Source organism: Acidovorax sp. CF316, from assembly GCF_000276605.1.
GTDB lineage: Bacteria > Pseudomonadota > Gammaproteobacteria > Burkholderiales > Burkholderiaceae_C > Acidovorax.
In genome coordinates this window covers 1-22,478 of record NZ_AKJX01000273.1, presented here as the reverse complement: position 1 = coordinate 22,478, position 22,478 = coordinate 1, and the positions used below count along the sequence as shown (strand labels likewise).

21 protein-coding genes are annotated in these 22,478 nt (G+C 68.7%); 8 read left to right on the top strand and 13 right to left on the bottom strand.

Annotated features, from left to right (window positions below):
- Positions 1–125: 125 nt before the first annotated feature.
- Positions 126–1,067: a LysR family transcriptional regulator gene (locus PMI14_RS30590; RefSeq protein WP_007861124.1), complete on the bottom strand. Its 942-nt coding sequence runs from the start codon at positions 1,065–1,067 to the stop codon at positions 126–128.
- A 67-nt stretch (positions 1,068–1,134) separates the two neighbouring features.
- On the opposite strand from PMI14_RS30590, the gene PMI14_RS30585 reads away from it, so the two are divergent.
- Complete coding sequence (locus PMI14_RS30585; protein WP_007861123.1) at positions 1,135–2,613, top strand: MFS transporter; 1,479 nt, start codon at positions 1,135–1,137, stop codon at positions 2,611–2,613.
- A gap of 12 nt (positions 2,614–2,625) precedes the next feature.
- On the opposite strand, the gene PMI14_RS30580 is transcribed toward PMI14_RS30585, so the two are convergent.
- The 3 genes from PMI14_RS30580 to PMI14_RS30570 form a co-directional block, all read right to left on the bottom strand.
- The gene (locus PMI14_RS30580) at positions 2,626–3,330 is read right to left on the bottom strand and encodes an SDR family oxidoreductase (protein ID WP_007861122.1); all 705 of its coding nucleotides are present in this window, start codon (positions 3,328–3,330) and stop codon (positions 2,626–2,628) included.
- A 154-nt stretch (positions 3,331–3,484) separates the two neighbouring features.
- A complete protein-coding gene (locus PMI14_RS30575) occupies positions 3,485–3,877 on the bottom strand; it encodes a hypothetical protein (protein ID WP_007861120.1) in 393 nt (130 codons plus the stop codon).
- A 125-nt stretch (positions 3,878–4,002) separates the two neighbouring features.
- Positions 4,003–4,764 (bottom strand): SDR family oxidoreductase, encoded by a 762-nt coding sequence (locus PMI14_RS30570; protein WP_007861119.1) that lies wholly within the window; start codon positions 4,762–4,764, stop codon positions 4,003–4,005.
- 130 nt (positions 4,765–4,894) lie between these two features.
- Between PMI14_RS30570 and PMI14_RS30565 the strand changes: the two genes are divergently transcribed.
- Positions 4,895–5,794: an AraC family transcriptional regulator gene (locus tag PMI14_RS30565; protein WP_007861118.1), complete on the top strand. Its 900-nt coding sequence runs from the start codon at positions 4,895–4,897 to the stop codon at positions 5,792–5,794.
- On the opposite strand, the gene PMI14_RS30560 is transcribed toward PMI14_RS30565, so the two are convergent.
- Both PMI14_RS30560 and PMI14_RS30555 read right to left on the bottom strand, forming a co-directional pair.
- Positions 5,745–5,969 carry a hypothetical protein gene (locus PMI14_RS30560; RefSeq protein ID WP_007861116.1) on the bottom strand — a complete coding sequence of 75 codons (225 nt, stop codon included), beginning with the start codon at positions 5,967–5,969 and terminating at the stop codon, positions 5,745–5,747. The genes PMI14_RS30565 and PMI14_RS30560 overlap by 50 nt on opposite strands.
- A gap of 150 nt (positions 5,970–6,119) precedes the next feature.
- Positions 6,120–9,041 carry a choice-of-anchor Q domain-containing protein gene (locus PMI14_RS30555; protein ID WP_238541933.1) on the bottom strand — a complete coding sequence of 974 codons (2,922 nt, stop codon included), beginning with the start codon at positions 9,039–9,041 and terminating at the stop codon, positions 6,120–6,122.
- A 221-nt stretch (positions 9,042–9,262) separates the two neighbouring features.
- Here PMI14_RS30555 and PMI14_RS30550 point away from each other — a divergent pair, with 221 nt between their 5' ends.
- The 5 genes from PMI14_RS30550 (at position 9,263) to PMI14_RS30530 (ending at position 13,886) form a co-directional block, all read left to right on the top strand.
- Positions 9,263–10,009, top strand: a complete 747-nt coding sequence (locus PMI14_RS30550) for a response regulator transcription factor (protein ID WP_007861111.1) — start codon at positions 9,263–9,265, stop codon at positions 10,007–10,009.
- Between the two features lie 46 nt (positions 10,010–10,055).
- On the top strand, positions 10,056–12,002 hold the full coding sequence (locus PMI14_RS30545; RefSeq protein WP_052024551.1) for an ATP-binding protein: 1,947 nt from the start codon (positions 10,056–10,058) through the stop codon (positions 12,000–12,002).
- A 206-nt stretch (positions 12,003–12,208) separates the two neighbouring features.
- Positions 12,209–12,592, top strand: a complete 384-nt coding sequence (locus PMI14_RS30540; protein ID WP_007861108.1) for a hypothetical protein — start codon at positions 12,209–12,211, stop codon at positions 12,590–12,592.
- A 2-nt stretch (positions 12,593–12,594) separates the two neighbouring features.
- Positions 12,595–13,416: a hypothetical protein gene (locus PMI14_RS30535; protein ID WP_007861105.1), complete on the top strand. Its 822-nt coding sequence runs from the start codon at positions 12,595–12,597 to the stop codon at positions 13,414–13,416.
- A 104-nt stretch (positions 13,417–13,520) separates the two neighbouring features.
- A complete protein-coding gene (locus PMI14_RS30530; RefSeq protein WP_007861104.1) occupies positions 13,521–13,886 on the top strand; it encodes a DUF1801 domain-containing protein in 366 nt (121 codons plus the stop codon).
- A 135-nt stretch (positions 13,887–14,021) separates the two neighbouring features.
- Here PMI14_RS30530 and PMI14_RS30525 read toward each other — a convergent pair whose 3' ends face one another.
- The 7 genes from PMI14_RS30525 to PMI14_RS30495 all read right to left on the bottom strand — a co-directional run bounded on the left by PMI14_RS30525 (position 14,022) and on the right by PMI14_RS30495 (position 21,337).
- Positions 14,022–15,587, bottom strand: a complete 1,566-nt coding sequence (locus PMI14_RS30525; RefSeq protein WP_007861103.1) for a malonyl-CoA synthase — start codon at positions 15,585–15,587, stop codon at positions 14,022–14,024.
- Positions 15,588–15,626: 39 nt separating this feature from the next.
- Positions 15,627–16,427 carry an enoyl-CoA hydratase/isomerase family protein gene (locus PMI14_RS30520; RefSeq protein WP_035206345.1) on the bottom strand — a complete coding sequence of 267 codons (801 nt, stop codon included), beginning with the start codon at positions 16,425–16,427 and terminating at the stop codon, positions 15,627–15,629.
- 8 nt (positions 16,428–16,435) lie between these two features.
- Complete coding sequence (locus PMI14_RS30515) at positions 16,436–17,431, bottom strand: tripartite tricarboxylate transporter substrate binding protein (RefSeq protein WP_007861099.1); 996 nt, start codon at positions 17,429–17,431, stop codon at positions 16,436–16,438.
- Positions 17,432–17,601: 170 nt separating this feature from the next.
- Complete coding sequence (locus PMI14_RS30510; RefSeq protein WP_035206340.1) at positions 17,602–19,098, bottom strand: malonyl-CoA decarboxylase; 1,497 nt, start codon at positions 19,096–19,098, stop codon at positions 17,602–17,604.
- A 2-nt stretch (positions 19,099–19,100) separates the two neighbouring features.
- On the bottom strand, positions 19,101–19,769 hold the full coding sequence (locus PMI14_RS30505; protein ID WP_007861094.1) for a GntR family transcriptional regulator: 669 nt from the start codon (positions 19,767–19,769) through the stop codon (positions 19,101–19,103).
- Between the two features lie 329 nt (positions 19,770–20,098).
- Positions 20,099–20,410: a cupin domain-containing protein gene (locus PMI14_RS30500; protein ID WP_007861092.1), complete on the bottom strand. Its 312-nt coding sequence runs from the start codon at positions 20,408–20,410 to the stop codon at positions 20,099–20,101.
- 36 nt (positions 20,411–20,446) lie between these two features.
- Positions 20,447–21,337 (bottom strand): helix-turn-helix transcriptional regulator, encoded by an 891-nt coding sequence (locus tag PMI14_RS30495; RefSeq protein ID WP_007861089.1) that lies wholly within the window; start codon positions 21,335–21,337, stop codon positions 20,447–20,449.
- Positions 21,338–21,447: 110 nt separating this feature from the next.
- Between PMI14_RS30495 and PMI14_RS30490 the strand changes: the two genes are divergently transcribed.
- The gene (locus PMI14_RS30490; protein ID WP_007861087.1) at positions 21,448–22,332 is read left to right on the top strand and encodes an SDR family oxidoreductase; all 885 of its coding nucleotides are present in this window, start codon (positions 21,448–21,450) and stop codon (positions 22,330–22,332) included.
- The last annotated feature ends 146 nt before the right edge of the window (positions 22,333–22,478 follow it).

Below are 22,478 nucleotides of genomic sequence, written 5' to 3'. Positions count from 1 at the left end.
CGCCTTCTCTTTGGTGACTTTCTCTTGGCGACGCAAGAGAAAGTTACTGCGCCGCCGGGCGCACATCCCGGCTCCTGCCCTCAAACCAAGCATGCAGCAACAACAACCATGGAAACGAAGAACACCTACCTCCGCTTCCGCGCCGGCTTCACCGCCGGCCCCTTGATCAACGGATCATCCAACACCTTCAACAAACACTCCCTCAACCACCGATGCGCCGCATCCGCGCTGTACCGCGGATGCCACGCCATACGCGTGGTGTCACTCGGCAAAGGCAGGGGCAAGGCAAAGACCTCGAGCTTGAGCGACGGCGACATGCCCCGCGCCACCCGCTCAGGCACACACGCCACCAGGTCCGACCGCGACGCCGCAATCAGCGCCGCAAAGGCACTGGGCACCTGCAGCGCCACCAGGCGCGTGAGCCCCAGCACAGCCAGCGCATCGTCCAGCGTACTCGGCTCCCCGGGCCGCAGCGTAACGCCCACATGGCGCACAGCGGCCAGGCGCGCCGGGGTCAGCGGCCTGGCGAGCAAGGAATGGCCCGCGCGCGCCGCGCCCACCAGTTGCTGCTGCGACAGCTCCTGCCACTCCACCTCGGGGTCGCGGCTGCGGAACACGCCCACATCCAGGTCCACCCGGCCCTCGCGCAGGGCCGCAGGATCGCTGTGGCTCTCCGCCAGGAACTGCAGGCTGGCCAGCGGCATCTCCTGCGCGAGTGCCTGCGACAGCGCAGCGCCGTAGACCACCGCCATGCCCTCGGGCGCGCGCACCACGAAATGCCGGCGCACCTGGGCCAGGCCGCCCGGCCCCTCACCCGGTGACTGCAGCGCCCGGGCCTGGGCCAGCAGCTGGCGCACGGGTTCGGCCAGCGCCAGGGCGCGCGGCGTGGGCACCAGCTGGCGGCCCGCACGCACCAGGATGGCGTCGCCGAACGCCTCGCGGATGCGGGCCAGCGCATGGCTCATGGCCGGCGTGGAGAGGTGCACGCGCTCGGCCGCCGCCGTCACGCTGCCGGTGGCCAGCAGGGCGTCGAGCGCGACCAGCAGGTTGAGGTCATAGGCTTTCATACGGTGCAACTGTATGTTCAGATCATTGCACTGTACACAACCACCACCAGCCAGGACACTGCTGGCCATGACGACCACGACTTCGACCACCTCCCCCACCCGCCGCGGCATCGCGCTGACGATGGCAGCGCTGATGCTCATGCTGGTGCTGGCCGCGCTGGACCAGACCATCCTCTCCACCGCCCTGCCCTCCATCGCGCGCGACATGCCGGGCACGCTGCCGCCGGCCTGGACCTTCTCGGCCTACCTGCTGGCGGCCACCGTGGTGATCGCGCTGTACGGCCGCCTTGCCGACGTGCATGGCCAAAAGCCCATGCTGCTGGTGTCCATCGGGCTGTTCCTGGGCGGCTCGCTGGCCTGCGCGCTCAGCCAGAGCATGCTGCAGCTGGTGCTGGCGCGCGCCCTGCAGGGTGCGGGCGGCGGCGGGCTGATGACGCTGACCATGCTGACCGTGGCCGCCATGTTTCCGCAGGCAGAGCGCGGGCGCTACCAGTCGCTGCTGGGTGCGGTGTACGGTGTGGCCACCATGTTCGGGCCGCTCACGGGCGGCTGGCTCACCGAGCACCTGTCCTGGCGCTGGGCCTTTGGCCTGAACGTGCCGCTGGCCCTGGTGGCTTTCGGCATCCTCGCGGCCACGCTGCGCCGCCAGCCGACGGGGCCGCGCACGCCCATCGACCACCTGGGGGCCCTGCTGCTCACCGGCGCGCTGTGCAGCGCCCTGCTCATGACCCAGCACCAGCGCCTGCAGCTGCCCGACTGGCTGTCAGCCGCCGTGCTGGGCACTGCGTGCGCGGTCTGCACCGCCGCCTTCCTGCTGCGCCAGCGCCGCGCCGCGCACCCGCTGGTGCCGCTGTCGCTGTTCGGCCGGCCCGTGTACGCAGCAGCCTCCGCCATCGGCCTGGTGACGGGGGTGGCGCTGTATGCCGCCGTGGTCTTCATGCCGGCCTACCTGCAGACGGCCCTGCACCTGGCGCCCACCGCGGCCGCCTGGCACCTGCTGCCGCTGATGGCCGGGGTCACGGGCGCGGCCATTGCCAGCGGTCGCCTGCTGCGTGCCCGCATTGCGGCACGCCGCATGGGCATGCTGGCCAGCGCGCTGGTGGTGCTGGGCTTTGCACTGCTGGCCGCAGGCATGCAGTGGGCCCCGGCCCAGCCGCTGGTGTTGTCGCTGTGCCTGCTGCCGCTGGGCGCGGGCATCGGCGTGCTGTTCCCCATCATCACCATGGTGTCGCAACGCGCATCGCCCCTGCCGCTCATGGGCATCGCCACCGCCGTACCGGTCATGCTGCGCAGCCTGGGCGGCGCCGTGGGCGTGGCCTTGCTGACCACGCTGTTCGCCGAGGTGATGCACACGCTGGTGGCCGCCCACCCCGCGGCCATCGCCGAAGCCGGCCCCCATGCGCTGCAGGCCGTGTGGGCTGCGGCCGCCGCCGTTGCCGTGCTCGGCGTGCTGGCGTGCCGCTGGCTGCCGGATACGCCCATGGAGCAACAGGCGCAGCAACCGGCGGTGAGCGCGGTCGCCGCAGGTGGCGCCGTAGCGGCCTGAGCCGGGGATCGATCAGAGCGAGCGCGTCAGTCCGCCATCCACGCGCAGGTTCTGGCCCGTGATGTACGCCCCGCCTTCCGACGCCAGAAAGGCGATGGTGGCGGCGATTTCCGCGCTCTTGCCATAGCGGCCCAGGGGCACGGTCTCGCGGCGCTCCTCCGTGGCGGGCAGGCTGTCGATCCAGCCGGGCAGCACGTTGTTCATGCGGATGTTGTCCTTGGCGTAGCTGTCGGTGAACAGCTTGGTAAAGGCGGCCAGCCCGGCGCGGAACACCGCCGAGGTCGGGAACATCGCGCTCGGCTCGAAGGCCCAGGCGGTGGAGATGTTGATGATGCTGCCCCCGCCCTGCTTTTGCATGTGGGGCACGACCAGGCGCGTCGGGCGGATCACGTTGAGCAGGTAGACGTCCATGCCCGTGTGCCATTGCTCGTCCGTCAGGTCCAGCACCGGCGCGCGCGGGCCATGGCCGGCGCTGTTGACCAGCACGTCCACACGGCCCCAGCGGGCCACGGCCTGGTCCACCAATCGACCCAGGTCCTCCACCGACTGGTTCGAGCCGGTCACGCCCAGGCCGCCCAGTTCGGCCGCCAGCGCCTCGCCCTTGCCCGACGAGGACAGAATGCCCACGCGGTAACCATCTGCCGCCAGCTTGCGCGCTGCAGCGGCGCCCATGCCGCTGCCACCAGCGGTGACGAGGGCTACTTTTTCTACTGCCATACGGAATGCTCCTGAAAATGCTGGCTCAAAGAATAGCATCCAGAGTCCGCCCGAGGGTGTAGCGGCCCAGGCATTTGCCTGTAGATTGGCTACACCCTGACGACAAGCCCGGGGCTGGTGAGCAGCACAAAAAACAGCAGCAACCGCCGAGGTGTCAGCCCACTCCCCGGGGCGCCAACAGGGCCCCGACCAGCGCCTTGCCGTACTTGCGGACGGCAAGCACCGACAGCACCAGCGCCACCAGTTGCTCGCCAAAGACCAGCACCATGCCCAGGAAGGGAACCTCCAGCCAGGGCGCCACCATGCCCACGATGGAAAACGGCAGGCGCACAAAACCGATGACGGCATAGACCAGCCCCACCAGAATGGCATAAGACCAGGCACCCGGCGGGTAGCCGCAGATGAAGAAGGCCGGCAACAGCAGCGGCCATGCCAGGTAGATGAGCTGAAAGCCCAGCATGTAGGCCAAGGCCCCCATGTCCGACGCGTGCGCCGCACCCGACGCAGCGCACATTGCGGCCAGCAGCGCTGGTTTGATTATTGCCATCTTCTTCACCTCCCCCGTTGTGTCTGTGGTCGCGGGCGGCCTCGCCATCCTCTCCTACCGGCCCGCGGCGCATGGTGCCACAAACGGCCAGGGAACCACGCCGCAGAGGGCTGCGTGCGGATCGCCTACCGCTCTTGCCGGGCCTGCGCGCGGGCCAGCGCCACGGCGTCGGCCCCTGCAGGAAAGCGCAACTGCGCCCCCTCGTCCGTCGCGGCGCGCCACACGGCCTCGGCCACATCGGCCTCGGTGGTCACGGCACCGATCTGTGCGAACGATGCGAACACACTCTGCGCATAGGGCGCATAGGCCTCGGGGATCAGGCCCTGCATGCGCTCGCTGCCATTGCTGGTGAAGCGGGTGGACGGCGCATAGCCCGGCTGCACTAGCTTCACGCGCACGTCGAAGGCTTCGAGTTCGAAGGCCAGCGACGCCGTGAAGCCCTCGATGGCCGTCTTGCTCGCGGTGTAGGCCGCCACCAGGGGCATGGGCGCCAGGGTGGCGCTGGAGGTCACGTTGACGATGGTACCCGCGCGGCGCGCACGCATCTGCGGCAGCACGGCCTGCGCCATGGCCATCACGCCGAAGGTGTTGGTCTCGAACACCTCGCGGGTCGTGGCCATGGGCGTGGCCTCGAAGGCTCCGAGCAGGCCGATACCGGCGTTGTTCACCAGCACGTCGATGGGCCCGGCCTCGGCCAGCAGCGCGGCAATGCTGTCGGCGCGGGTCACGTCCAGGGGCAGCACGCGCATGCGCTCGCCAGCGGGCAGCAGGCCGGCGCGCGGGCTGCGCATGGTGGCGATCACGCTCCAGCCCTGGGCATGGAAATGGCGCGCGGTTTCGAGGCCGTAGCCCGAGGAGCAGCCGGTGATGAGCACGGTTGGGGTCATGGTGATGTCCTTGAAGAAGAAGAAAAAAGAAGAAGAGGAGAGGGGTGGGTTGACAAGGCCTCAACGATAGGGATCAATAGCCGGACCATCCACAATGAAAAGTCCTTTTTTCATTAGCAATCGTCCGGTCATGAACGATCCCCTTGCCGAAGTCATCGCCCTCTTGCAGCCCCGTGCTGTGTTCTCCAAGGGCATCAGCGGCGCCGGCCGCTGGGCCGTGCGCTATGCGGATTTCGGGCATCCGAGCTTTTGCGGGGTGCTGGAGGGCAGTTGCCGCCTGGCGGTGGACGGGCAGGACGCCATCACCCTCGACGCAGGCGACTTCGTGCTGCTGCCGGCCACGCCGGGCTTCACCATGGCGGGGGCAGAGCCTGCGGCGCCCCGCTACATCGACCCGAAGACGGCGCCCGCGCCCACCAGCGAAGTGCGCCATGGCGATCCCGACGGCCCGCCCGACGTGCGCCTGCTGGGCGGCTACTTCGTTTTCGGCTCGCCCGACGCGGCGCTGCTGGTCTCGCTGCTGCCGGCGCTGATGCATGTGCGCGGGGTCGAGCACCTGCAGGCGCTGGTGCAACTGGTGGGCAGGGAGTCGATCGCGGACCGCCCGGGTCGCGAGCTGGTGCTTTCGCGCCTGGTGGAGCTGCTGTTGATCGAGTCCCTGCGCTCGACCTCATCGGGCGATGACGCGCCCCCGGGCCTGCTGCGCGGCCTGGCCGATGCGCGCATTGGCCTGGCCATGCGCCACATGCATGCCAGTCCGTCCCGCCCCTGGACCATGGCCCAGCTGGCGCAGACGGCGGCCCTGTCGCGCTCGGCCTTCTACGAGCGCTTTGCGCGCGCCGTGGGCATGCCGCCCATGGAATACCTGCTCGCCTGGCGCATGGCCCTGGCCAAGAACCTGCTGCGCCGCCAGGACCTGGCGATTGCCGAGGTGGCCGAACGCGTGGGCTACGGCTCGGCCAGCACCTTCAGCACCGCCTTCAGCCGCCAGGTGGGGCTGGCGCCGGGGCGGTATGCGCGGGCGGGCTGAGGCTGCGCAGCGCCCCCTCCTGCAAGGCCGTCACCGGCCCGGCCACCAGGGAGGCCGCCATGGCCAGCGCCCACAGCAACAGGAGCAGCAAAAAGCGCCTCGCGTCGCCCGAAAGCGCCAGGAGGTGTCGTTGCAGGCGGGGCAGCAGGCGCCGCAGGATCTGGAATGTGTTCATGGCAGTCCACGAATGCTATCGGGCACTCGCGGTTCTGTATGTCCCTAGAACTTGTGACAAGGACACCCGGAACCGACCCGTGCCAGAAGGCGTACAGGCGCTGCAGGTTTTACTCAAGAAGCCGCCGATTGCGGCGCAAAGCCTTGCCATTCAATGGGCAAGGCGCACGCCCTGCGCCTGGCTGCCCAGCTTCAGGTACAACAGCCCGTCTGCGCCCAGCCACCAGTTCGCAGCCGGTGCGGGCACTTGCGCCGCACTGCCCTCGGGCAGCACCCACTGCGGCACCAGCCGCCAAGTCTGCCCACCCTGGGCCACGGTGAAGGCCCCGTCCCTGGATGCGGCTTGCACCGTCAGCCCGGAGCCTGGCATGGCCGCCCGGAAAATCGCCTGGGCCTGGGTGGCATTGAGCAGCGCCGGCAACAGCAGTTGCCTTGGGCCGGCTCCCACCTGGAAGAAGATGTGGCCTTGTTCGTCCACACCGATCTGAGGACTGCCAGTCGCCGATCCCGAACCGGTCCAGCCAGGCTTGAGCACGTAGGTGCGACCTCCTGTGCGCAGCTGGATGGCGCCCTCGGCACCCAGCCTGATCTGCGCATCGGGCAGCAGCGCCGTGACGGCACCTGCCAAGCCGGCAAGATCTGCCACCGCCGGCGCAAACTGCACCACCACCCCGCCGCGCCCCCAGCGCAGCAGGCCCAGGGGAGTGAAGGCCAGGCCATCGGGCTGCGTCGCATCGATGGTGATGGGCATGGCAGGCAGCAGCTGGAACACCTGGCCCCCGTCGCGCACCAGCACCACGCCCGAGGTGGCGATTTCCAGCCCCTGGGCCAGGTTCACGCCCGACAGGCGCGCCAGCGGGCCGCTCAGCCGGGCGAAACCCTGTTTGTCCACCGCGATAGAGGTCGGCAGGTTGGCAAACGCCATCGGATCGCCGGGCTGCGAGGCATCGCCTTTCAGCGAGCCCAGCGTGATGGAGACCACGGCCCCTTGCTCGTTGACCTGCAGCCTCTCACCCGCCTGCAGTCCCATGCGCCCCACCTGCGGCAGACTGCCCTCGGGCGGCACCAGGGCCCCCGTGAGCACCGCCACGGTGAGCGGCTGGGCCTCGATGGCCGTACCGGCACGGCTTGCGCTGAGCAACACATCCCCCGCCAGCGCCATGGGCTGGCCTTCGGCGCTGGCGGTCATGGACGCCCACCCCTCCAGCACCACCAGCACCAGCACACTCTGGCCGTTGACCTGGGCCACGCGCAGTTGCGTGCCGGGGCTGGCCTGCACCTGCAGCGCCTGGCCGTTGATCGTGACCTGCAGCGTGACGGGCGTGGTTCCGGTGCCCGGAACGACGATGGCTGCGCCGCCAGCGCCCGGCCCCACCACCACCGGCAGCGCGGGGTCGGTGATGGTCGTGGTGCCTGGGCTGGTCACGGGCAGGCTGGGGGCCGAAGGCAGCGGATCGACCGCCGCGGCCGTGGGCGTGACAGCGGCGCTGGCCGCCGAGGCAGCGCCCGCACCCTGGGCACTCGAGGCCACCACGGTGAAGGTGTAGGCCCGGCCGCTGGCCAGGCCTGTCACCGTGCAGGAAGTGGCAACCGGGCTGCCGGTGCCCACGGAGCAGGTCCTGGTGCCATCCTCGACGGCGGCCACCGTATAGCCGGTGATGGCGCTGTCGCTGGCGGGAGCAGTCCAGGACACGCTGGCTCGCTGCGTGCCAGCCGTGGCCGCGACAGCCGCAGGCGCGCCAGGCGGCTGCAGCTCGACCGCGCCGATATCGCAAGCGCCATGCACATTGCGCGCCAGGCCACGCTGGTCGATGGCCTGTGCAGTGCAAGAGCCCGTCACGTCGATGGCCGGACTGCCCGCGCCCGGCAGCATGGTGTGCGTGGCGCCACCGTTGTCGGCCAGGGGCTGCAGCAGGGGATCCGCGTTGACCAGGTCCGTGCAGATCACAGGGCTTGGGCAACCACCCTCCACGAGGCTGCGGGCCACGGTCAGCCCGGCGCCGGATCGAACGGAGACCTGTGGCTGGGACGAGGCTCCGCCCTTGCCGAAGACCGAGGACGCCACCGTGTGGCTGCCTGCAAAAGCATAGATCGCGGCCCCCTGCCAGGTGGAGGTATTGCCGCTGAAGGTGGATTGGGAAAACGCGACTGGTCCGGTCCCGTTCATGTACACCACCGCACGGTCGGACGCAGAGTTGCCGCTGAAGGTGGATTGCCCGATGAGCCCGGCAACCGGGTTGGAATTGGCCGCCAGGACAGCACTGCCCTTGACGGCGGCATTGCCGGTGAACGAAGAGCGGGTGATGGTGAAGCCGTCATCCGAAAGGTACAGCGCACCTCCGTCCGAGGATGCTGTGTTGCCCCTGAACACGCTCTGATCGATGGTCGTTGCGTTGCTTGCGTTGCCTGCAACGCGGATTGCGCCTCCGTTGCGCGAAGCGTTCCCGTCGAACACCGTTTTCGAAATGCCCATGCTTCCAGCGCCCGTCAGATAGATGGCGCCTCCCCGGGCACTTGCGGTGTTGTTGCGAAAGACGACATTCGCGATGCTGGGCCCGCATTGCATTCCCGATCCCCAGCCATTGCAGAACAAGCCGCCACCACCATACTCGGTGAACGGACTGGCATCGTCTTTGGCATACCCTGCGACGATGGTCAACCCATCCACGGCAGTATTGCTGCCGGTATAGACGCCATTGCCATTCGCACCCAGGCCGCCGATCACCACCACATGAAAGCTGTTGTCCGTTGCATCGCCCGCCACGCCGATGTCACCCGACAGCACCGTCAGACTGGCATCGCTGCTGCGCTGGGCCAGTGTTGCCTCGGTGCCGGCAAAGCCGCCATAGAGTTTGAGCGGCCGGTCGATTGCAAAGCTCACTGTGCGGTCGGTGCCCGTCGTGGGCTTGTAGGTACCCTGCCTCACCCAGATTTCCGAGCAGGCCGCACCGGCCAGCGCGCCCTCCAGCGACGCTGCCTGGGCCCAACTGCTGCCGTTGCCTGTGCCGTCTGGCGTCACCCGGCACTCGCCTGCCGCATGCACCGCGCCCATCGACCACAGCAGGGGTAGCACCAGCAACAGTGAGCGGCGTGGGCGAGGCTCCCGACGGCAAGGCAAAGAGTGTGTCATGGCAGTTCTCGTCTTCTGAACAATTTGTGCAAGCGGCAGCCTCTGCGGTGCGATACGAGGCATGGCAAATGCGATGTGGCCGGGATGCTATTTTTTTTGCGCGCACCTGTCTGTCCCCAGAACTGAGGACAGACAGCACCGCCCCACTGGCCATAATTGCGGCCATGCCTGCTGCCCCTGACGCCGCCCCCTTGCCCCTGCGCACCGCCACCATCCGCGTGGGTCTGGTGGAGGACGACGCCACAACCCGGGCCATCCTGGAAAGCGCGATCACAGGCCAGGCCGACATGCAGCTGGTACTGCAGGCCGCAAGCCGCCAGCAGGCGCTTGCGCTGCTACCGCGCGCGCCCCTGGACGTGCTGCTGGTGGACCTGGGCCTGCCCGACGGTTCGGGCTTGGACGTGATCACCGCCGCGCGCCGGCAATGGCCTGAATGCAGCGTGCTGGTGAGCACCATCTTCGGCGACGAGATGCATGTGCTGCCTTCCATCGAGGCCGGCGCCATGGGCTACCTGCTCAAGGACGCCAGCGCGCCCGGCCTGGTGGACGAGATCCGCAGCGTGCATGCCGGTGGCAGCCCCATCAGCCCGATGGTGGCACGCAAGATCCTGGCACGCACCGCCCTGCGGCAGGCGCCGCGGGAGCCCGGGACGACGGATCGACCGGCCCTTGCGGCATATGAACAGCAGGCCGCGCCGGCACCCCGGCCCGCCGTCACCCTGTCGCCACGCGAGCACGAGGTGCTGCTGCGCGTGAGCAAGGGCTTCACGGCCGAGGAGACCGCCCATGCACTGGGTGTATCGCCCAGCACGGTGCTGACCTTCGTGCGGCGCATCTACGCCAAGCTGGAAGTGAACACACGGGCAGAGGCCATCCTCGAGGCGCAGCGGCATGGCATCTTGCTGCAATAGTGGCAGCCGCGGGCAGCGGCCATCGAAGGAAGGCCTGCGGCCCTGGATGTTGGCTGTGGCACTGGTGCTCTGGCTGACCTTGTGGCTGCTGCTCGCCGCGGCTCCCGCGCAGGCCCAGGGCACCCAGCCGGACCGCCGCATTGGCGAGGCGGTCTTGCTGCACCAGCCTGGGGTCGGCTGGGATGCTCCGGCAACGGTGCCGCGTGGCGAGCTGGAGGCTACCGCCGGGGAGTCCGTCGCCCTGCCGCATGCACGGCCCCGCTCGGTCGCAGAACCCGATGAATCCCTCACGGCCCAGCCGCAGGTGGTGTGGTACCGGCTGCCCGTGCCGGATGCACTGCAGGGGTGGAGCGGGGCCGCACTGGCCCTGTACCTGCCACGCTGGCAGACCATCGGCAACATCGCAGTGTATGTGGATGGCCACCGGGTCCATGGCACCGGCATCCACGGCGGCAGCCGGGTCTGGAACAGCTTCAACCGGCCCCTGTGGGTGCAGTTGCCGGCCATGGCGCCCGGCACGCCCGGACCACGCGAGGTGCTGCTGCGCATGGCGAGCCAGCCCGGGGTCGGCGGGGCCCTGTCTGCGGCCTGGATGGGCCCTGTCCCCGAACTGCTCCCCTCCTACCGGCTGCGCACCTGGATGCAGGTGGACTTGCTGGCCATTGTCTCCGCGGTGTACCTGGCCCTTGGGCTGATGGCGCTGGCCGTCTGGTGCGTGCGCCGGCACGACACTCCCTACCTGCTGTTCTTTGCCGCCTCGCTGGCGCATGGCCTGCGCACCGTGCATTTCACACTGGGCGACCAGCCGCTGCTGTTGCCCGAGGCCTGGTTCGGCTGGCTCACGCTGAATGCGCTGGGCTGGTCCATGGTCTTCATCTACCTGTTCATCCTGCGCATCCATGGCCAGCGCCGGCCCCGGCTGGAGCGCGGCATGCTCGTGCTGCAGTCGGTCACCTCGGTCGCCACCCTGCCCATGCCGTGGTTGCTGCAGGTCGACGCCATGCTCCCCCTGGCCACTGCCGTAGCACTCCTCATGCTGGCCGTCGCCGTGGTCTCTGGCAGCCGCGTGGCCTGGAGCGCGGGCACACTGGAAGGCCGGCTGCTGGCCGTGTGGATGCTGCTGTTCATCCCCACCGGCGTACACGATCTGCTGCTGCAGAACTATGTGCTGGACATGGGCCACGTCTACCTGGCCCCCTACACGTCCATCGGCGCGCTGGCCACCTTCCTGGCCATCGGCTACCGCAAGTACGTGGGCGCCATCCGTGCGGTGGAGGAGGCCAATGCCGAACTGGAGCGGCGCCTTGTCGCGCGCGAGGCCGAGCTGGCCGCCAGCTACCGGCAGCTGAGCGCGCTGGAACGCCAGCAGACGCTGGACGCCGAGCGCCGCCGCCTGATGCAGGAGATGCACGACGGCATCGGCTCCTCGCTGATCAGCGCGCTGCGCATGGCACAGGGCAGCCAGCTGACCGAAGCCGACATGGCGCGCGTACTCACCGAATGCATCGAGGACCTCAAGCTCTCCATCGACTCGCTGGAGCATGCCGACACCGACCTGCTGGGCCTCCTGGCCGCCCTGCGCTTTCGCCTGGGGCCGCGCCTGCAGGCCGCGGGCCTCACGCTGCACTGGCGCGTGGAGGACGTGCCCCCCCTGCCCTGGCTGGATCCGCAGAGCGCGCTGCACATCCTGCGCATACTGCAGGAGGTGCTGACCAACATCGTCAAGCACAGCGGGGCCCGTACCATCGAGATCGCCACGGGCACGCAGGCCGGCCACGTGATGGTATGGGTGCGCGACGATGGCCAGCCCTATGCCGGGCCGCTGCAGGCCCACGCATCGTCGCCCGAGCGCACTGCGGGCAAGGGCCTGGCGAATGTGCGCAGCCGGGCAATGGCCATTGGCGGGGAGTGCCGCTGGCAAGCCGCAACGGGGGTACCCGGCCAGGGCAATACGTTCGAGCTGGGCCTGCCGCTGCAGGCGCCGGTGCGCTGACAGGCACCGGCCTTGGGGCAACGGGCGCCGAAGTGCCTGCCATCCGGGCAGTATCAACCCACGCTACTGCCGGTACCCGCCAGCAGGCCGTGCGCAGGAAAACGACAGAACTGCACAAAAAGTCACCGAAGCTCTCTTCACCGGCCCCGGCGAGGCATATAAAGCCCTGTGCAAGGCCATCCCTCCATCCACGACCACTGATCTGCATGCTCTCCACAGACGACCACCCCGCCCCCCTGCCCTGCCTGTGGGCCACCCTCGCCTATGTCGTGGGCGCGCAGTGGGTCCACTGGGGCTGGAGCCGCATCGCGAGCAAGTCCACGGGCCAGGAGGTGTTTCTCCTCATGCTGTTCAGCATCCTGGCCTGGCCCATCGCGGTGGTCATCGCAAGCTCCATCCTCGTCGCCGTGTTCAAGCGCACTCCGGGTGCAGTGCGCGCGGCCATCACGCTGGGCCTGATCGCGCTGGGGCTGGCGGTGTTTGGCGTGCCCACGCTGTGGAATACGGCGTTCACCGCCGGCATCGGCATCACCGCGTTCATCCATTTCCAGCGCGAGGAACAGGACGACGCCGACCTGGAGAAGCTCTAGCCATGGCGGTCAAGGAGCCTCCGCCACCCGGCCTGCTCGACTCGTTTTCCAACCCGGTGTGGGAGCGCGTCAGGCTGGACGATCCCAAGCCGCTGTGGATCGTCCAGAGCAGCCACCGCGGCTACAAATGGATGGCCATCGAGCTGGAGCACCGCTCCGAGGGCCTTTTCAGCGATGGCGCATCCAGCACGGACACCACCACCGTCTTCGTGGTCCGGCTGCCCGAGAAATCGGGAGACTGGTTCCTGCCCGCGAGCCGCATCACGGCCCACCGCCAGGTGTGCGTGGACGATGAATGCGTGTATGTGGCCGCCGTGGGCCAGAGCCCCCGCGTGCGCGACTGGCCGCGCTGGCTGGATACCGCCGCCGATGCGGCCGACGAGGTCATAGGTAATCGAGGCAAGAAGGCCCACCCCCCTCGGGGCGACGACGGGGCTGCCGACGACGATGAAAAATCGTGGAACCCGCACGATGGCCGATGGGTGCTGTTCTGGATGATGATCACCGTGCCCGCGGCCTTCATGCTCGCCATGCTGCTGATGGTCTTCTACAAGGAATGGGCGGGAACGGGTGCCGTCAGCCATTGCGACAAGCTGGCCCACCTGGGCTACCAACTGCAGGGCTGGAAGGCCAAGGCCTACCTGGGGCTGTTCATCGTGCCCTTCATCGGCTGGGGCCGCTTGCTGCACACGGTGTCCACCCGCATGCACAAGCCGGGCTTCGTGCTACGCCTGAACCTGGAAGGCGCCGCGCTGGCGGCACTGTCGGTCCTGGCCTTGTTCCTGCAGCAGACCCTGACCGGGTGGGCCAGGACAGCCTGCTGACAAAAGCGGACCGCAAGCCATGGCAGCATGTGCACTTGCGGCAGAGGGCGCTCCACGCCACGCCACGCCACGCCACGCAACCATCTTCCTCCCTGGAGAACACCATGCCCTCTGCTGCCGACCGCGTTACCCAACTGCTCGAAGACACCCGCGCGCACGATGCGGACCGCTTCACCCTGGTCCAGGCCCTGCGCGAAGCCGTGCTGGGCCTGGATGCTTCCGTGACCGAAGAGGTGAAGTACGGTGGTCTCCTGTTCTCCGCCACCAAGCCGTTCTGCGGCATCTTCTCGTACACGAAGCACGTGTCGCTGGAGTTCAGCGAAGGCGCTGCCCTTCCCGACCCGCATGGGGTGCTGGAGGGCGCAGGCAAAGGGCGCCGCCACATCAAGCTGATCGCGGTGCAGGACCTGACCGCGAAGCACGTGGCGCAATACCTGAAGCCGGCGTTCAAGGCGGCAGCCACGGCGTGACCCGCGCGCTGGCTGCTGGAGCCGCGCGTGCGCAGGTTCTTCGACCTGCAGATCGATGAGCCCGGGGCATGAAAAAAGGGCCCACAGGCCCTCTCTCCGCCACCAGCGGGAACGGTTTGAACCGCCCTGCCTCGTTCAGGCGAACAGCCCCTTGTGCTGGTCGCGCAGCAGGTTCTTCTGCACCTTGCCCATGGTGTTGCGCGGCAGTTCGTCGGCAACGAAGCAGCGCTTGGGGATCTTGAAGTTGGCCAGCTGCGACTTGAGCTGCGCCACGATGGCCTCGCCGTCGAGCTTGGCGCCCGGCTTGGCGATCACCACGGCCACGCCCACTTCGCCGAAGTCCGGGTGGGGCACGCCGACCAGGGCGCTTTCGGCCACGCCGGGCATGTCGTTGATGTAGCCCTCGATCTCGGCGGGGTAGACGTTGTAGCCGCCGCTGATGATCAGGTCCTTGCTGCGGCCGACGATGCTCACGTAGTCGCGCTCGTCCACCTTGCCCACGTCGCCGGTCTTGAACCAGCCGTCCTGGGTGAACTCCTCGGCCGTCTTCTCGGGCATGCGCCAGTAGCCCTTGAACACGTTGGGGCCCTGCACCTGGATGCTGCCGATCTCGCCCACGGGCAGCGGCTTGTTCGCGTCGTCCACCACGCGCAGGCCCACCCCTGGCAGGGGGAAGCCCACGGTGGCGCCGCGCCGCTCGGTCTGGCCGGCATGGCGCGCATCGGCCGCGTAGGGGTTGGAGGTGAGCATGATGGTCTCGCTCATGCCGTAGCGCTCCAGGATGGTGTGGCCCGTGCGCTGCTGCCATTCGTTGAAGGTCTCGATCAGCAGCGGCGCAGAGCCCGCGACGAACAGGCGCATGTTCTTCGCGGTCTGCTTGTTGAGCCCGGCTTCGGCCAGCAGGCGCACATACAGCGTGGGAACGCCCATGAAGACGGATGCGCGCGGCATGGCGGCGAGCACGGCCTTGGGGTCGAACTTGCTGAACCAGATCATCTTGCTGCCGTTGATCAGCGCGCCGTGAATGGCCACGAACAGGCCGTGCACGTGGAAGATGGGCAGCGCGTGGATCAGGACATCACCGCTCTTCCAGCCCCAGTAGTCCTTGAGCACCTGGGCGTTGGACAAAAGGTTGCCGTGCGTGAGCATGGCGCCCTTGCTGCGGCCCGTGGTGCCGCTGGTGTAGAGGATGGCGGCCAGGTCGTCGGCCGAGCGCTGCACGGGCGTGTGCTCGTCGCCATGGTGCGCGGCGCGATCGAGCAGGCTGCCGGTGCGGTCGTCACCCAGCGTGAAGACATGCTGCGTGCCCTGGGTGAAGGCGATCTTGCTCACCCAGCCGAAGTTGCCGGGCGTGCAGACCACCACGGCAGGCTCGGCGTTGCCGATGAAGTACTCAATCTCGGCGCTCTGGTAGGCCGTGTTGAGCGGCAGGAACACATAGCCCGCGCGCAGGGTGGCCAGGTACAGCAGCAGCGCTTCGACCGATTTTTCGACCTGCACGGCCACGCGGCTGCCCTCGGGCAGCTTGAGCGAGGCGAGTAGGTTGGCGATGCGGGCGCTGGCGCGCTCCAGGTCGCTCCAGCTGTAGAGCAGCGGCCGGCCATCGGCGGTGGAGGTCTCCACCGCCGTGCTGGCCAGGTCGGCGGGGAAGGCAGCGCGCAAGGCGCTGAACAGATTTTGCTGGGGGGTGGTGGAACTCATGGTGCGGTCATCCGGATGTGCAACAAAACGGTGGTTCATTCAAAACACGGGGGGACGTTTTTCGAGGAAGGCGGTGATGCCTTCGCGGTGCTCGGCGCTGTCCGCATAGGCATAGGGGTCGGGGGCATGGCCCGAAAGTGTGTCTGCAGGCGGCACGCCCTTGAGCGCGCGCAGGGTCTGCTTGTTCAGGCGTGCGGCGCCCGGCGCCAGCGCCGCGATGCGGCAGGCGCTGGCCAAGGCCTCGGCGCGCGCTTCTTCGGCACCGGCCACCACGCGGCTCAGAAAACCGCGTGCAAGCATCTCGTCGGCACTGAAGGTGGCCGCCTCCAGCAGCATCTGGCGTGCGGTGACCTCGCCCACGGCGCCGGCCACCAGCTGCGCCTCGCGCGGCGCCATGGGGAAGCCCAGGCGCGCAATGGGCGCGCCGAAGCGCGCCCCCGCGTGGGCCACGCGCACGTCGCAGCAGCTGGCAATCTCCACGCCCGCGCCCATGCAGGCGCCAGCGATGTGGGCGACGATGGGCACATCGCAGTCGAGCATGGCCGACAGCCCGCCCCAGACATCGCCTTCGTGGAATTCGCGCAGCGCCGCCGCATCGAAGCGAAAGCCCGGGTACTCCGAGATGTCGCCGCCCGCGCAGAAGGCCGTGCCATCGCCCTCGATCAGCACGCAGCGCACGTCGTGGCTGCGCTGGATGTCCTTGAACACCGCACGCAGCTGCTGCCACATGGCGCGCGACATGGCGTTGAGCCGGCCGGTGTGGCGCAGCGTGACCTGCACCACGCCGGCCTGCCCTGCCTGCCCGGCAGCGCGCTCTGCAACGACCTCTGCGGCTGCCATGCTGCGCATCAATCGAGCTTGGCGCCCGAGGCCTTGACCACCGTGGCCCAGCGCTTGACTTCGCTGCTGACCATGGCGCCGAACTGCTGCGGCGTCAGGGTGCCGTACTCGGCGCCGTTGCTGGCCCAGATGGTCTTGATCTCATCGGCCGTGCCGATGCGTTTGACCTCTTCCACGATGCGCGCCTGGATGTCGGCCGGCGTGCCCTTGGGCGCCCACAGCCCGTACCAGGTGGTCACGGTGTAGTCGGGCAGGCCCACCTCGGCGGCGCAGGGCACGTCGGGGAAGGCCGGGTTACGCTTGCTGCCCGAGACCATCAGCGCCTTGATGCGGCCGCCCTTGATGTGCGCTGCCGATGAACCCAGGCCGTCGAACATCATGTCCACATTGCCCGCGATCAGGTCCTGCAGGGCCGGGCCCGCGCCGCGGTACGGGATGTGGGTGATGAAGGTCTTGGTCTGCTGCTTGAACAGCTCGCCCGCCAGGTGGTGCGAGGTGCCGGCGCCGGCCGAGCCGTAGTTGAGCTTGGCGGGGTTGCGCTTGACGTGCTCGATGAACTGCTGGTAGTTGGCCACCGGCACGGCCTTGGGGTTGACCACCAGCACCTGGGGCACGTTGGCCAGCAGGGCCAGGGGGATGAAGTCCTTCTCGATGTCGTAGTCGAGCTTGGGGTACATCGACGGAGCGATGGCGTGGTGCACGGCACCCATGAACAGGGTGTAGCCGTCGGGTGCGCCCTTGGCCGCGAAGCTGGCGCCCACGGTGCCGCCGGCACCGCCCCGGTTGTCGATGACCAGGGTCTTGCCGACGGTCTTGGAGAACTGGGCGGACATGGGCCGGGCGAAGGCATCGGTGCCCCCGCCAGCAGGGAACGGCACCACCAGGGTCACCGGCTTGCTCGGCCATGCGGACGCCTGGGCCCAGCTGCTGCCACAGGCCAGTGCAGCGGCCGCAGCAGCGGCACCGCGCAGCACGTCGCGGCGCTGCAGGTCGTTGTCTTTCATCTTGTCTCCTGTCTTATAAAAATAAAAATGAAATGGAATTGCCAACACACAAGAGGCGCATGGTAGCGCCGGCTCACTACACGGGTGTCACCGATGCACACCCTGTCTGCAGGGATTGCCACCAACCGCCTGCATACCGAGGCACCGGGCCCACGCCCGGGTTCTTCAGATCAGTTTTTGCACAGGCTGTCGATGTCCCCGGAGGTGGGGATCTTGCCCTGCGCGAGCAGGCTGCGGTGCTTGTCGATGCGCTTCAGGTCATACAGGTAGTTGACCATCAGCCCGTACGACTGCTTGAGGCCCTTGGTGGAGGGGTCGCCGCCCCAGTTCAGGCGCTCCACGCGCGCACCGTTGCCCAGGTGAAAGCGCGCCACCGGGTCCACGGGCTTGCCCTCGGCCAGCTCGCGCGCCAGGTAGTGGGCCGCGCATTCGAGCAACAGCTGCCGCACGGGCGAGCGCGCGTCCAGCTCCAGCGGCTTTTCGAGTGCGGTGAGCAGGTGCGCGGCCTGTGGCGGCTCGAAGCCCACGGCACGGCCGAGCTCGCCGCGGCGTTTCTCGTCCAGGCGCTCCAGCATGGGCGCGGCATGCTTGGCCAGCCAGCCACGAAAACCCGGAATGGGCGAGAGCGTGGCAAAGGTGCGCAGGCGCGGGAACTCCTCGGTCAGGGTCTCCACCACGTGCTTGATCAGCGAATCGCCGAAGCTCACGCCGCGCAGCCCCGTCTGGGTGTTGCTGATGGAGTAGAAGATGGCCGTGGTGGCCCGGGCCAGGTCGGCTGGTGCGGCGGCCTCGTCGAGCAGCGGCGTGATGCTGCTGGAGATGTGGTCCACCAGCGCCACCTCCACAAAGATCAGCGGCTCGTTGGGCAGGCGCGGGTGGAAGAAGCCGTAGCAGCGGCGGTCGCTGTCCAGCCGGTTCTTCACGTCGGCCCAGCTGCGGATGTCGTGCACCGCCTCGTACTTGATGAGCTTTTCGATCAGCGAGGCCGGCGAGTCCCACGACAGGCGGCGCAGCTCCAGGAAGGCCACGTCGAACCAGGTCGAGAACAGGTGCTCCAGCTCGGCATCGAGCGCCAGCAGGCGCTTGTCGGCCTTGAGCAGGGGCAGCAGCTCGGCGCGCATGTCCACCAGGAAGCGCATGCCCTCGGGGAACACCGCAAAGCGCTGCAGCAGCCGCGTGCGCGGCGACACCAGGGCGCGGCGCAGGCTGATCTCGGCCTGGCCCTCCTCGGCCGTGCCGGCCGCGGCCTCGTAGCGCTGGCGGGCCGACTTGAAGCGCGTGGCGTCGGGCGCGAACTGCTCGCACAACAGCAGCCACATGTCGCGCCGCTCTTCCGCAGAAGCCTCGGCATACCACTGGGCCACGCCCTGGGCGCGGCGCCCGCCTTCGAGCTCGCTCACCTGCGGGGCCACCACCTCCTGCAGGTCGGCCAGCAGGCGGCGCAGCGCGCGCGGCGACAAGGCCTCCTGCCCGCGGCGCAGCGTGGCCGCCAGCCGCTCGTTGGTGGAGCGCGGCGCGGCCACCTTGGCCACCACGTCGGTCACGTTGGCCTTGTCGGCAGCCGCCGCTCGCGCGGGCTTGTCGCCGGGGGCCTTGTTGTCGCTGGCAGGGGCAGCGGAGCGCAGGCGCGAGACACTGCGGGCGATCCATTCAGGGGCGGTGTTCATGTTCATCGTGTCAACCTCGATTGCTGGGTGCGGGCTACGTCGCGCAGGGCCTCGCGCTGGCGCAGCAGATGGGTGCGCATGGCCTCCTCGGCGGCATCGCAGTCCTGGGCCTTCAAGGCGGCAAACACCGCCAGGTGCTCGGCCAGGCTCTGCTGCAGGCGGCCTGGCGCATGCAGTTGCTGCAGCCGCGCCAAACGCAGGATCTTGCGCAGGTCGCCGATCACCTGGGCCAGCCAGCGGTTGTCGGCCAGGGTGATGAAGGCCTCGTGGATGGCGTGGTTGGCGGCGTAGTATTCGGGGATGCGCCCGGCCGCCGCGTGCGCCTGCAGGCGCTGGTGCAGCACCTCCAGCGCGGCCACGTCGGCGGCGCTGGCGCGGCGCGTGGCCTCGTGGGCGGCACGCCCTTCGAGCAGCGCGATCACGGGGAAGATCTCGTCCAGATCCTTGCCCGTGACCTCGGCCACAAAGCAGCCGCGCCGCGGCTCATGGCGCAGCAGCCCCTCGGCCACCAGCACCTTGAGCGCCTCGCGCAGCGGTGTGCGCGAAATTTCGAGCCGCTCGCACAGCGCCACTTCGTCCAGGAAGCTGCCCGGCGCCAGCGTGCCGGCAAAGATCTCCTCCCGCAGCCGCGAGGCGACTTCGTCGTGCAGGGAATTGGATACCAGGCGCATATTCAGGCGAACTCCGGGCGATCGGCTGCCGGCCCTTTGCATCAGGGACCGGCTTTTGCCGCCAACGTGTCCTCAAATGACGACAAACGCTGGCTTTGCTTTCGCATGGGTGTAATTTCTCATAATTATGCAAAATGACAAGAGGGAAAGCGTGATTTTTCGTAAGACAGCCCAAAAATCAGGGGAATGCGGCGGGGGAGCAACAAGACAAGGCCTGGATAAGCCGGGCTGTGCCCAGTTGCAAGGTGCCGACCACCTGAAATTGGCGTGGCCGGCAGCATTGGACAACGCCACAGCGCAGCCATGCGCTGCAGTCCGTCGCGCCGTGCTCAATCAGCAGCGTTGCGCCGCGCCACCCAGTACGTCGCCCCCTGTACGCCATAGCGCTCCGAATGCGGCTCGTTGCGGTACAGCGCAAAGCTATCGCCGGGCACGAGGTGGCGCTCCTGCCCTGCGCAGGTGAGCCACATCTCGCCCTGCACGACGATGGCGCTCACGCCGAAGTCGTGGCGGTGCTCGGGCACCACCTGGCCCGGCGCCCATTCGCGCACCAGCACCTCATCGAAACCGTCGGCCAGCGACCGGGCCTGGAACTGCTCGAAGCTCGCGTGAACAGGTGGGTTGGCGGGCGGGGTGGTCATCTGGCTCGTCTCCTGGTGGGGTAGCGGGGCAGGACACTAGGCCGGCGCGGACTGGCGGGGCCGCTTCGCGGCCGGCAGGGCAGCAACCGCCCTGGTGCCCTCGCCCGCCGCGATCAGCGCCTTCACGCGCGCCAGGTCACGCGGCGTGGCCGGCGTGTAGACCACCATGCCCAGGTCGGGCCGGCCATCGACGGCGAACGCCGAGTACTCGAGGTCGATGGGCCCGGCCACCGGGTGCACCACGTGCTTGGGGTGCTCGCCGTAGCTGCCCTGCACATCGTTGCCGCGCCACAGGGCGCGGAATTCGGGGTCGAGCGCGCACAGCTCATCCACCATGGGTTGCACGCGGGCAGCGGCGCCGGCGCGCGCCACGTCGGCACGGAAGGCGCCGACGACGAAGCGCGAGTCGCGCTCCCAATTGGGCATCTTGCGGCGCAGCAGCGTGCTGCCGAAAACCACGCGCAGGATGTTGCGCTGCCCGGTGGGCAATGCGCCGTAGTCGGTCAGCACCCGGGTGGAGGCATGGTTCCAGGCAACCACGTCCCAGGTGGAAGTCTTCACATAGGCCGGGCTGGTTTCCAGCGAATCGAGCACGCGCTGCAGCCGGGGCGTCACGCCCTCAGCGTCCAGAAAGCGCACCTCCGGCGGGCGGCCCAGGGCGAGCAGAAAGACGTACTCGCGCTCGGCCTCGGTGAGCATCAGCGCGTGGGCGATGCGCGAGAGCACCTCGGCCGAAGGCGCCCCTCCCCGCCCCTGCTCCAGCCACGTGTACCAGGTGGCGCTGACATGGGCGCGCTGGGCCACCTCTTCGCGGCGCAGGCCGGGCGTGCGCCGGCGCGCCAGCGGAAAGCCCAGAGCGGCCGGATCGAGCCGGGCGCGGCGGTCGCGCAGGTAGTCGCCGAGCGCGTTGTCGTTGGTGTCGGGCATGGGATGGGGCGCTCTTCCTGTTATCTCTTATACCTGTATACGAACACTACTTTACCGGGATAAGCAGTCTAACGACACTGCCCTTCTTTTTACAAGCCAAGGACATCACCATGCGAGTATTTGTGACCGGCGCGACCGGTTTCGTCGGAACGGCCGTCGTCAACGAGCTGATCGATGCGGGCCACAGCGTGCTGGGCCTGGCCCGCTCGGACGAGGGCGCCGAGCGCCTGGCCGCCGTGGGCGCCGAGGTGCACCGCGGCTCACTCGACGACCTGCCCAGCCTGCGCCGCGGCGTCGCCCATGCCGACGGTGTGATCCACACGGCGTTCAACCACGACTTTTCCACTTATGCAGCCAACTGCGAGGCCGACCGGCAAGTCATCGCCACGCTGGGCGCAGAGCTCCAGGGCAGCGACCGCCCCCTGCTCGTGACCACCGGCATGACGCTGCTGGGCACGGGCGGCGTGGGCACCGAAGAGCATGCGCCCGTTCCCAGCAGCGCGGGCGTGCCGCGCAGTGCCTCGGAAGAAGCCGCCGCGGCCCTGGCGCAGCAGGGCGTGCATGCCTGCGTGGTGCGCCTGCCGCAGGTGCACGACCCGTTCAAGCAGGGGCTCATCACCTACCTGATCGCGCTGGCACGCGAAAAGGGTACGGTGGCCTATGTGGACGAAGGCGCCAACTGCTGGCCCGCCGTGCATGTGCTCGACGCCGCCTGCCTGTACCGGCTGGTGCTGGAACAGGGCCAGGCCGGCGCACGCTACCACGCGGTGGGAGAGGAAGGCGTGGCGCTCAAGGCGATTGCCGAATCCATCGGCCGCGGATTGAACCTGCCCGTAGTCTCGGTGCCGGCCAGCGGCGCACAGCAGCATTTCGGGTGGCTGGCCCGCTTTGCCGGCATGGACAGCCCGGCCTCCAGCGCGCTCACGCAGCAACGCCTGGGCTGGCGACCAGTGGAAACCACGCTGATCGAGGACCTGGACCGGGCCCAGTTCTGAGCGCCGGGGCAGGCGTCCAGCGCAAGGCGACAAGCCTCCCTACAATGGGCCGCACAGGAGGAGTCCAACGCATGAAGCTGCCCCAGCCAACGCCCCGCCCCATCGTCTCCATGCCACGCCGCACAGCCCTGCTGGCGGCGGGCGCC